The sequence below is a fragment of the Alkalihalobacterium alkalinitrilicum genome (assembly GCF_002019605.1).
GTDB classification, from domain to species: Bacteria; Bacillota; Bacilli; order Bacillales; family Bacillaceae_F; genus Alkalihalobacterium; species Alkalihalobacterium alkalinitrilicum.
In genome coordinates this window covers 2,001,517-2,013,201 of sequence record NZ_KV917368.1, presented here as the reverse complement: position 1 = coordinate 2,013,201, position 11,685 = coordinate 2,001,517, and the positions used below count along the sequence as shown (strand labels likewise).

General features: G+C 35.3%; 10 protein-coding genes. 9 read left to right on the top strand and 1 reads right to left on the bottom strand.

The features are described from left to right. Positions 1–416: 416 nt before the first annotated feature. From BK574_RS09325 to BK574_RS09290, 8 genes are all read left to right on the top strand, one after another. Positions 417–1,136: a MerR family transcriptional regulator gene (locus BK574_RS09325; RefSeq protein ID WP_158211604.1), complete on the top strand. Its 720-nt coding sequence runs from the start codon at positions 417–419 to the stop codon at positions 1,134–1,136. Between the two features lie 691 nt (positions 1,137–1,827). Continuing rightward, entirely contained in the window at positions 1,828–2,838 is a 1,011-nt protein-coding gene (locus BK574_RS09320; RefSeq protein ID WP_078428414.1) for a diguanylate cyclase, read from the top strand. Positions 2,839–3,470: 632 nt separating this feature from the next. Further along, positions 3,471–4,112, top strand: a complete 642-nt coding sequence (locus BK574_RS09315; protein WP_078428413.1) for an MBL fold metallo-hydrolase — start codon at positions 3,471–3,473, stop codon at positions 4,110–4,112. A gap of 46 nt (positions 4,113–4,158) precedes the next feature. Continuing rightward, positions 4,159–5,226 (top strand): zinc-dependent alcohol dehydrogenase, encoded by a 1,068-nt coding sequence (locus BK574_RS09310; RefSeq protein ID WP_078428412.1) that lies wholly within the window; start codon positions 4,159–4,161, stop codon positions 5,224–5,226. A 49-nt stretch (positions 5,227–5,275) separates the two neighbouring features. Continuing rightward, positions 5,276–6,043: an SDR family NAD(P)-dependent oxidoreductase gene (locus BK574_RS09305; protein WP_075387423.1), complete on the top strand. Its 768-nt coding sequence runs from the start codon at positions 5,276–5,278 to the stop codon at positions 6,041–6,043. A 103-nt stretch (positions 6,044–6,146) separates the two neighbouring features. Then, positions 6,147–7,151 carry a thiamine pyrophosphate-dependent dehydrogenase E1 component subunit alpha gene (locus tag BK574_RS09300; RefSeq protein ID WP_078428411.1) on the top strand — a complete coding sequence of 335 codons (1,005 nt, stop codon included), beginning with the start codon at positions 6,147–6,149 and terminating at the stop codon, positions 7,149–7,151. Between the two features lie 12 nt (positions 7,152–7,163). Continuing rightward, positions 7,164–8,138, top strand: coding sequence for an alpha-ketoacid dehydrogenase subunit beta (locus BK574_RS09295; protein WP_078428410.1), 975 nt, complete (start codon positions 7,164–7,166; stop codon positions 8,136–8,138). Between the two features lie 81 nt (positions 8,139–8,219). After that, the gene (locus tag BK574_RS09290) at positions 8,220–9,395 is read left to right on the top strand and encodes a dihydrolipoamide acetyltransferase family protein (protein ID WP_078428409.1); all 1,176 of its coding nucleotides are present in this window, start codon (positions 8,220–8,222) and stop codon (positions 9,393–9,395) included. Between the two features lie 132 nt (positions 9,396–9,527). Here the strand turns inward: BK574_RS09290 and BK574_RS09285 are convergent, their stop codons facing one another. Then, positions 9,528–10,115 (bottom strand): TetR/AcrR family transcriptional regulator, encoded by a 588-nt coding sequence (locus BK574_RS09285; protein ID WP_078428408.1) that lies wholly within the window; start codon positions 10,113–10,115, stop codon positions 9,528–9,530. A gap of 395 nt (positions 10,116–10,510) precedes the next feature. On the opposite strand from BK574_RS09285, the gene BK574_RS09280 reads away from it, so the two are divergent. Beyond that, on the top strand, positions 10,511–11,653 hold the full coding sequence (locus BK574_RS09280) for a type 2 periplasmic-binding domain-containing protein (RefSeq protein WP_078430820.1): 1,143 nt from the start codon (positions 10,511–10,513) through the stop codon (positions 11,651–11,653). Positions 11,654–11,685 lie beyond the last annotated feature (32 nt).

Here is an 11,685-nt window from a genome sequence, read left to right as displayed (position 1 = left end):
TCATGATTTTAGACAAATAGACAGCTCCTATTAAAGTAAACATTTAAAGTAAACATTATTTTATTTCGGGATGCGAATTATATTTATTATATACGAAAAATAATTATTTAGCTATTTTGAATTAGCAATATAATTAACAGTAACGTCAAAAACTACTTTTTATTTACTTATTTTGATAGAAAAAAACTAAGTTTTTGTATTTGACTACTTAGTAGAGCAAGAACCGAGCCGAATCGTGCTTCTTTTTAAAATATGAAAGGAATGCAGAAATATAGGTAGTTATTAGAAGTTTTGTCACCTTGAAGGAGTAAGGTCAAGGTCTATCTAATAGTGATGTAATAGCCTTAATAGCCTTAATAGCCTTAATAGCCTTAATAGCCTTAATAGCCTACCAAAAATAGAAAGGAGAGATTCAGGTGGCAAATGAAATTAATAAATATTCTACAAAAGAAGTATCGAAGTTGTTGAAAATCCCGATTGGGAATTTAAGAAAATGGGAAAGAACGTTTGAGGGGATGCTTTATGTCCAAAGAACGAGAACAGGGGCAAGGTTGTATACAGATTATGAGATTGAGACTTTAAAAAAGATAAAATTATTAAAAGATAAGAATATTAAGGATGACGATGTAAAGTACATTTTAGAAACTAATATCTTAGTCGAAGTCAATGAGGAAAAAGAGGAGATTGAAGATGTAGAGGGTGAACATCGTTATGAAACAATCTTATCGTTACAACAAGAAACGGTAGAGAGTGTTGAAAAATTGACAAACTCAATTTTCTCTTTTAGAGATGAGATGATTCAGGAAACAAAAGAAGAGATTAAAAATGAAGTTAAAAAAGAAATTCATCTTGGTCATAATAAAACTACTTCACTTGTTCAATCTTATTCACAGATGCTATTAGACACATCTGATCAAACTATAGATGAAATTCTTAAGTTAAGACAAGAAATAGAACGAGAAAATGAAGAAAAGCTATTTATTCACCAAAAGTTAGAAGAAAGAGAAGTGCATTTTCAAGAATTTGTTCAACATTTTAGAGAAACCGCAGCAACTAAACAAGATCAATCGTTAAAAGGAAAAGTTACAAAATGGTTCAGTTACTTTTCTAAAGATAAAAAAGAAGATTATTGTTAGTATAATAGTTTAAGTTAAAATGAAAACTAAAAATAATAGTAAAAAAGTCGGGTAGAGTTGACAAGCTCCGCTTGACTTTTTTGTATGTTCCCCCCAATTTTTCAGTGAATTATACTACACTTTCGATTTCTAAAAATGTAGTAAAAAAGACACGAATATAGAAATGATTTCATTCGAATTTTCTATAGAATCCCTAAATCAAATTGAATTTCGTTATGAATAGTTGGTAGTTTTATGAAGATATTAATCCCTATAGATTAATTACAGATCGCCAAACAGGAGCGGAATTTTTAGAACAGTACATTCTCCATCCATGTTCCGTCTTTTACTTGTGGAAGATTCCGTTGAAAATTAATTGTTATTCGAAGCTTACTTAAAAAACTCCCCATACGTCAGACATCGTTAAAAACAGAATTTTAGATCAAGTTAAGAATACAAACTATGACATTATTTTTTTGGATATCGAGATGATGGATGGTCATTTAGCTACTCGGAAAATAAGAGAATGGGAACAAAAAAACAATAGAAAACCAATGAATATAGTCGAGATAACAGCATAAGCAATGCTAGAAGAAACAGAGAAGAGCTTCGTAGCTGGTTGCGACATTTAACCAAACTAGTCAAAAAAAGGGTATTACTAGATATAATTCATCATTTTATTGAAACACAAGGCATGAAATGAGGGGTAAAAATGGGGAGAAAAATATTAATTGTCGATGATTGTATTGATAGCCGGATGCTTTTAGAAAGGTTATTAAAAAAAGCGGGTTTCGCAAATATTATCATGGCAGACTCTGCTGAACGTACGTTTGAAATCCTTCATATCGAAGGGAAAGAAGTTGATTTAATTTTACTAGATGTGATCATGCCTGGGATGGATGGAATTGAAGTTTGTGGTCAAATAAAAGAAATTGAAGACGTAAAAGACATTCCAGTCATTATGGTGACAGGATTGAGTAATGTCAAGGTCCTTGAACAAACGTTTAAAGCTGGAGCGAGCGATTATGTAACAAAGCCGTTTAACACCGTTGAATTACACGCCCGTATTGGCTCAGTCCTTCGACTAAAGGATGAAATGGATAAAAGAAAACAACGAGAAACGGAATTAGTTGTGGCTAATGAAAAGTTACAGGAGTTGAATGATGTCTTGGAACAATTATCTTCTCTTGATGGGTTAACAGGTATTCCGAACCGTAGGAGATTTGATAATCATATTGAAACCGAATGGAAACGTGCACTGAGAAATCAAACCAATTTGTCGCTTATCATGTTAGATATCGATAAATTCAAACCATATAATGACACATACGGGCATTTAGAAAGTGACGAATGTTTAAAGAAAGTGGAAAAAATATTACAAAATACAGTTAATCGAGCAACAGACTTAGTTGCCCGTTACGGCGGCGAAGAATTTGCTGTTGTGTTACCTGAGACAAGCTTTGAAGGAGTTGTGAAAATTGCAGAGATGATGCGACGCAATGTTGAAATAAGTCAAATCCCTCATACAAGTTCAAACGTAAGTGATGTGGTCACCATTAGTCTTGGAGTAGCAACCATGTTTCAAGGTAATGAACAGATTACTTCTATTGATAGTTTAATTGATTGTGCAGACAAAGCATTATACGAAGCTAAAAACTCAGGCAGAAATCAGGTCAAATATATGGACTCACATAAACAAAGAAAGTGTAATCACGAAATTTAAAAATATTAGTTTTATCCCGCATCAACTGCCAGTAACACCCCACTTCAAGACTTCGAGGGATCAAAGAAGAATAAATGGCGGATAAACTGCCAGTAGCAGCTAAATGAACACAGACGTTACCACGTACTGTGGCAACGTCTGTGTCACCCACATCGTGTTGGCCTAAACTAACCATCAGTAGGGGAAGAGGAAAACCCTCACTGATGGTAGTTTCACTTTATTGGTTAAATTCTAACTATACTAGGAAAAGAGCTTCTAAGACAAAATACTTGTCTTTAAAAGCTCTTTTTGTAATTTATTCGTTTAATATCTTAGTAGAGTGAAAGAATAGGTAAGTTATTCCCCCTAACGTTCTTTATTTCAAAGAGTTGGAAAATTAAGAGAAAACGAATAAATTTAATTGAACAATAATTCAATTTCTAATATATGAGTTAATTATTGAATATTCTGTAAGTAGGGGTTATAATTCTTATAGAGGAAATGGAAATATGTTAATTCCTATCATTTTGAAAGCATTTCATATTACTAGCTAATAACGTACCTATTGTCGAGTTAGTGCTCAGTCTAAGTGATTTTACTTACTTACTAGTCTTAGAAAAAATTTCCGCTGCATTTTAGAAGGAGGATCATACATGAATCAGCTCATTATTAGAGCTTTTCCTTTAGGAGAACTGCAAACGAACTGTTATGTAGTAACAGATGTGGAAGGGACGTTTTGCATTGTTATTGATCCAGGAGAGGAGCCTAACGATGTTATTGAATATATTGGGAATAAAAAAGTAGACTTTATTTTTTTAACTCACTGTCACCATGATCACATCGCTGGCTTGAACACAGTCAAAAAGTACACAAACGCACCTGTCGTCACCCATCATTTAGAAGCTGAATGGTTATTACAACCCTCACTCAATTTATCTGATAATCATGAAAATCCAATTATTAGCGATTGGCCAGATATATTATTATCTGGAGAAGAAATGCTTAAATGTGGCTTTTCTATGATGAAAGTCATTCATACTCCTGGACATTCGCCAGGGAGTGTGTCTTACCTATTAGAAAACTATTTATTTTCAGGAGATACCTTGTTAAATGGATTTATTGGTCCTACTGAAATTCCCTATGGTAATCGCGATTTAATAAAAAAATCAATTAAAGAAACATTATTTCAATTAGATGAATCAATAGAAGTTTATCCAGGTCACGGCAAATCTACGACAATAGGAAATGAGAAAAAGTATAACTTATTACCGAATTTAAAAATCTTCCATTCCTAAATTGTGAAGATGTTCGTTAGAAATCTTATGAAGGAGATGGTTTTAGATGGCTAGTAAAATGAAAGCAGCCGTTTACTATGGTCCTAGAGATATTCAAGTAGATATAATAGATATCCCAGAAATTGGGGACCGTGATATTTTGCTTAAAGTTAGTGCGTGTGGAATCTGTGGTTCAGATGTACATAGTTACGGGACGGGATTGTATATAAAAAAAGGCCAGATTATGGGGCATGAATTTTCAGGTGAAGTCGTGAAAGTAGGAAACAAGGTCCAAAACATTGAAGTTGGTGAAAGAGGTACAGGATTTTATAGTGGTGTTTGTGGAACGTGTTTTTGGTGTAAAAGCAAACAATATACACTTTGTCCAGATTTATTTAAAGCATCAACAGGTTACGGACTACCTGGCGCTTTCGCTGAGTATGTAAAAATCTCCAATGCTAAAGTGGGTATGAATTATTTTCAAGTACCTGATGAAATCGATGATATTACATCAGCAACAATTGAACCAGTATCTGTTGCTGTATATACTGCTGACCAATGTAAGCCGAAAAAAGAAGATCAAGTTGTTATATTAGGTGCAGGTTTAATTGGAAATGCAGTTATGCAGGTGATGAAATCAATCCCCGTACATCAAGTAGTAGTGACTGAAGTTTCAGCACTAAGGTTAGAATACGCTAAAAAAGCGGGAGCAGATGTCGTTATTAATGCTCTTGAAGAAGATGTACTAGAAAGAATGAAAGAGGTTGTTGGAGTCGGTCCTTATCATTTTAATGAAGGGGCAATGGCGGATATTGTCGTGGATGCAGCAGGTGCTCCGTCAGCTGTTGAACAGTCTTTTGAAATCGTACGTAGTGGTGGTGTCATTGCTTTTGTAGGATTGCCAGAAAAGAAAGCATCAATCGATACGACTAAGATTGTGCATAAAGCTCCAAAAATCATTGGTTGTTTAGGGGGGGATATTAAGAAAGCTATTCAACTACTAAAGGAAAAGAAGGTACAGACGAAGTCATTAGTTACACATACGTTTCCGATTGAACATGCAAAGGAAGCATTTGATACGCAAATGAATGCGAAAGACGCAGTAAAAGTCATGATAGATTATAGAACAACTTAATCTAATGTTAATAGATTTATATATACTTTGAAAAAGGAGGAAAAGATTAGTGAGATTAAAGGATAAAGTCGCGATTATAACAGGAGCTGGAAGTGGACAAGGAAAAGCTGCAGCGAAATTGTTTGCGAAAGAAGGAGCAAAAGTTGTTATTGCCGAGTGGAATGAAGAACAGGGGAAACAAGTAGAAGAAGAAATTAAGGAAGAGGGACTCGAGGCGATTTTTATTCAAACCGACGTTTCGGATGAAGTAAAAGTCAAATCTTTAGTAGATCAAGTGATGGATCGTTATGGTCAAATCGATATTTTATTTAATAATGCAGGGATTGGTTTTTCTTCTAAATCAAAGTATACAATGGCGTCTTTGCTAAAAACACCGTTTGATGATTGGAATAAAGTTTTAAATATTAATCTAAATAGCGTTTATTTAATGTCCAAATATGTTTTACCAGTGATGATCGATCAAAATCGAGGTAGCATTATTAACAATTCATCTTTGAATGGAATTCTTGGTGTTAAGGGTGCAGATGCATACTCAGCTGCAAAAGGGGGCGTTGTCGCCTTAACACGAGTGATGGCGGTCGACTATGGTAAGCACAATGTGAGAGTTAATTGTATTTGTCCTGGGGCAATTGATACGCCAATGATAGCAGAAGTATTACAAAATAAGGATATTGCAAACAATTATGCTTCAGGTCCTCTTCGTAGAGTGGGGCAACCCGAGGAAATCGCTTATGCTGCACTATTCCTAGGATCAGACGAATCGAGTTATATTACAGGTCTCATTATGCCAGTTGATGGCGGTTGGAGTGCTCAATAACTTATTGAACGAGGAAAGACGACATTCATTTCAAATTTATCAAACCAAATAACGGTACCATCATTTCTCAATGAAATGATCATTAATAAAGGAGTGATTACAAATGGCGCAAATTTACAAAAAAGATGTTGATGTATCAAGTTACACGAAAGAGACGTTACATGACTTTTATCGAACAATGATTAAAATTAGGAAGTTCGATCAACATTTAATTCGATTAATGCAAGAAGGGAAAGTATCTGGTTTTTATCATTCAGGGATAGGGTCTGAAGGTTTGTCGGCTGGTTCAATTCGTAATGTTTTGCGAGACGAAGATTATATCTTTTATAACCATAGAGGGTGCAATCAGAAAATTGCAAAAGGTGTACCCTTATCAAAATTATATGGTGATTTTTTAGGAACGACTGAAGGAACGACAAGAGGGTTAGGAGCAGGAATTGTTCATAGTGCCGATGTTTCAAGAGGGGTATTAGGTCAAGCGGGAACAATCGGTTCGCAGTTCAACCTTGCAGTAGGAACAGCATATTCAGCTAAAATCCAAGGGACCGATCGAGTAACTCTATGCTACTTCGGCGATGGTGCTGCGTCTCGGGAACCTTTACATGGTTCATTAAACTGGGCTGGTGTATACAAGCTTCCAGTTATTTATATATGTGAAAATAACGAGTATGCCATTTCTTGCCACCACACTGAAACACATTCTGTAAAAGAGCATATTGCTGACTGGGCGGGAGGATATGGAATTGCAAACTACGTCGTTGATGGTAACGATACTTTACTAGTCAATGAAGTTGTCAAAGAAGCCGTGGAAAGAGCGAAAAAAGGGGAAGGGCCTACCTTTATTGAAGCACAGACGTTCCGTCATCGTGGTCATTATGAAGGTGACCCTTATGATTATGTTCCAGCTGAGGTATTACAAGACTGGAAAGAAAATAGGGACCCAGTTAAGAACTTTAAGAAACAATTAATGGAGAATGGTATTTGTTCAGAAGGTGAATTTGCAGATATTGATCATGCCGTGGAAGCTGAAATTCTTGAAGCAATTGAAGTAGCAGAAAAGGCACCGTTACCAGATCCAAAACGAATCTATGAAGGGTTATTTTCATAAGGGGGTTAAATGATGAGAAAAATTAATATGAGACAAGCGATTATTGAAGCGTTATCAGAAGAAATGGAACGTGATCCAAAGACAGTTTTGTTTGGTGAAGATGTAGGTAAATTTGGAGGCGTGTTTGGTGCAACAAAAGGCTTGCATGACAAATTTGGGGAGCGCGTTTTCGATACACCAATTGCTGAGACTACGATTGTCGGGGCTGCAGTAGGAATGGCGTTAACAGGATTAAGACCGATACCTGAACTTCAATTTGGTGACTTTGTCGGGATCGCATTTGACGAAGTTTATAATAAATTAGGAAAATGGCGTTGGATGCACGGTGGAACGATGGATATGCCTGTTACATTACGATTACCTATCGGAATTGCTGGGGGATCAGGACCAGAACATTCGCAAAGTCCACAAGCGTTATTTATGCATGGACCAGGGTTGCATATCGTAGTTCCGTCCACCCCTTATGATGCTAAAGGGTTATTAAAAACTGCGATTCGTAATAATGATGCTGTGCTATTTTTCGAACATAAAGTGCTTTATGACATGAAAGGTGAAGTACCAGAAGAAGAATATTTAATTCCATTAGGAAAAGCAGATGTAAAACGTGAGGGATCGGATGTTACGATTTTAGCAACTGCGTTACAAGTCCATACTGCATTAAAAGCAGCGAAAACACTAGCTGAAAATGGTGTTGAAGCAGAAGTCGTCGATTTAAGGTCACTTGCACCACTTGATAAAGAAACGATTTTAACCTCTGTTAGAAAAACAGGGCGTGTTGTAATCGTTCACGAAGAACCAAAAACAGGTGGATCTGGAGCAGAAATTGCAGCACAAATTTCTGAAGAAGCGATGTTTGATTTGCAAGCTCCAATTAAAAGAATTGGTAGCCCTGACGTTCCGATTGCCCAAAGTATTTATTTAGAACAATTTTATCGTCCTAGTGAAGAGCAAATTGTCACTACGGTTAATGAACTGATGGAATACTAGGATTTTAATTTTCTGAATATAAATACTTATTTTATTACTAACTATACAGTGAAAAAATAGTCGAATACGAGGAGTGGAAATATGAAAGAAGTAATCATGCCACGATTAGGTGTAACGATGCAGGCAGGAACGATTTCTAGTTGGTTAATAGAAGAAGGGGAATCTGTTGAAAAAGGTGAGTACTTATTTGAGTTAGAAACTGAAAAATCTACGATTGAAATTGAAGCTCAAGAAAGTGGAGTATTGAAGAAGATATTAGTTCCAGAAGACGAAGAAGTTTCAATCAATACAGTTATTGCTATTATTGGTGAAGGAGATGAAGAAATTGATTTATCGAAGTACGAAAACCAAAACAATGACTCTGAAGATAATAAAGAGGCCGAAAAGGAAGTTGCGGCAGCAACTCAAGTGGCGGAGACTCCTAAATCAAATGATGGCCAAATAAAAATTATTCCAAGAGCTAGAAAGCTGGCAAAAGAGCTTGGTATTGCGATTGAAACCGTCGTAGGAACAGGTAAAGATGGATTGATTACTGAAAAAGATATTCAGAATGCAACGTCTACAACAGTAAATGGATCAGACGGTCTGCAAGTAAAAGAAAAGATTTCTCTTAATAATGTGAAGAAAAAGATGGCCGAAAACATGGCCAATAGCTGGAGAACGATACCTCAATTTACACAAGTCGTTAGTGTGAACATGGAAAACGTTTTAAAGGTTAAAAAAGAGTTAGATGGTGTTACCGTTAATGACCTATTAGTGAAAACCGTTGGGAATGCAGTAAGTGAATATTCGATTGTTAACAGCAAGCTAGAAGGAAACGAAGTAATTGTTTATGAAGATGTAAATGTTTGTGTAGCGATTAATAGTGAGCAAGGGTTAGTTGTTCCTGTTGTAAAGAATGTAGAAAAGAAATCAGTTCAGGAAGTTTCCAAAGAAATTAAAGCTTTGGGTGAAAAAGCACAAACCAATACACTTTCAATTAATGATTTTTCCTATGGTACTATTACTGTTTCTAATTTAGGAAGCTTAGGAATTGAAACTGGAACACCAATCATTAATATGCCACAATCAACACTCGTTTTTGCTGGAGCCATCACGAAGGTGCCAGTTGTTAATGAAAATGATCAGATTGTGATAGCACCAATTATGAAATTATCCGTTACGTATGATCATCGCTTTATTGACGGTGTAACTGCGGCTCAGTTTACTAATAATTTAAAAAATGCATTAGAAACATTGACTGTGGACCATCTGTAATCGTTGTAAAAATGAAAAAGAGGCTGACGACCTACTATGAGTCAGCCTCTTAATATGAATTAGTGAAAAAAAGGCTTGTTAAAGAACTGTCAATGACTAACCAGGTTCATTAAATAAGCCTAAGAAATGATATTATTTACTTACAATACGTAATAAGTAATCGGAGAAGGCTTCAGAAATTTCTTCTTGTGTTTTTCCACCTTCTGGTGAGTACCATTCTAATATCCAGTTCAATGATCCTAAAATAAGTAATCGTAACAGTTTAGGATCAACATGATCAAACTCGCCAGATTCAATTCCTTGTTTAATAATTTTGTCAAAATATTTCTCATATTCAGACCGTTGTTCTAATATATCGGCTAAATATTCACCAGAAAATTTTTGTTCGGGTTTATCCATTAAGCTAAACATCGCTTTTTCAGACGTTGCCAATTGAATGTGGGAAACAATTGCAGTTTTTAATTTTTCTAGTGCGGTCATATTGCTATTTGTAATTTCTTCTATCTTCTCATTACTTTTATCGATCATCATTCTATGACATTGAAAATAAAGATCTTCTTTATTTTTAAAATAATAATACATTGAACCTTTAGTCATTAATAATTTGGTGGCGATATCTTCCATCGTTGCACCATGATAGCCCTTTTCACTTAAGACCTCTGCTGCAGATCTTAAAATTTCTTCTTTCTTTTTTTCAATTTTTTTCTTTCTTAGTGACATAGATAAACCTCCTTAGGGTAACACTTCGTCGTCTTTAACCTTATTTATTCTATCATAACTATTAATTACCATTATACAATTATACAATTATTTGTGAACAAAAGCACCATTTATTGAAATAAAATTCAAAAAATAAACAGTTGTCAAAAAATCTGAAAATTGATATTATTAAATTAAGTTATATTCATACTTACAACAAGGTTTTTCATAATAGTAGTTGTAATTCAATTTTTGAACAAATCTTATTATGAAGGAGGTGGCCTCTACTAGTCAGTTTAATCAACAGTTATGTATAACAACCGCTCAGTCTAAATTTTAGTTTTTGTATTTGCTACAAGTTGATGTAAGTGCTTACAAAATGAAAGTATTACATAGGGGGAATTATAGTGAAAAAAATGAAAACATTGCTAGTTGCAGGTATCGTTACACTTGCTGTCATGTTCACAGCTGCATGTTCAGGATCTTCAGAAACACAAGGAAATGATAGTGGGTCTGATAATGCAAATAATAATACTGAAGAAACAATTACGTTACGTGTTACTTCAGGTTTAAGTACTACTCACGGTTGGTGGGAAGGCTTCTTCGTTCCTTGGATGGAGCAAGTAGAAGCAGAAACAGATGGAAGAGTTCAGTTTGAATCGTTTACTTCAGGTGAATTAGTAGAAGCTACTCATGAACTAGATGGAATTCGCCAAGGTATAGCCGATATTGCTGCACCGTTATTTCCAATCTATGACCCTCAACGATTCCCGATGGCAGAAGTAACAATGTTACCATTGACACATTCTGATACATTAATTGCATCAAGAGCATTTAAGAGATTAGTAGAAAGTGATGTTGCTATTCAAGATGGAAAGACATTCCATGAAGCTGAATTTGCAGATAAAGATTTGTTTGTATTAGCCCTCCCAACAACTCAAGAATATTCCATCTCTACAACTGGACATGAATTTAATGCAGTAAGTGATGTTGTAGGTACAACGTTACGAACTCCTTCGCGAATTCATGAAATGTATGCTGATAGTATTGGAGTAGGAACAGTAACAATGGCAGCCATTGAAATGTTTGATGCTATGAGTCGTGGTGCGTTTGAAGGAAGTTTTTATAGTCTTGCAGATTGGACAGGTTACGGTTTCCAAGATTTATTTAAATACACGGTGCAAGGAGTTAACTTCGGACATTTTAATTCAGTGTTTGCGATGACAGAAGAAAAATGGAATAGCATTCCTAGTGATATTCAAGAGGTTATGTTAAAAGCAGCAGAAGATCAATTCGAGCCTGGGGCAGAAGAGTGGATTAGACGAGCGGATGAAATTAAAGCATATTCACTAGATAATGGTGGAAAGTTTGTTGATTTTTCTGAGTTAGATACAGAAGTGCAAGAACACTTTGTTCAAGGGATTGAAGACACTTGGTTCCAATATATCGACCTTGTAAATGAAAGAGGCGCTAACGGAACAGAGCTCGTAAAGTTGTGGAGAGACCTACTCATTGAAGAAGGTGGAGAAGTTCCTGCTGCCATTATGGATATTGAGTAATCGAATATTTAAGTCATAGAGTTTTATACATC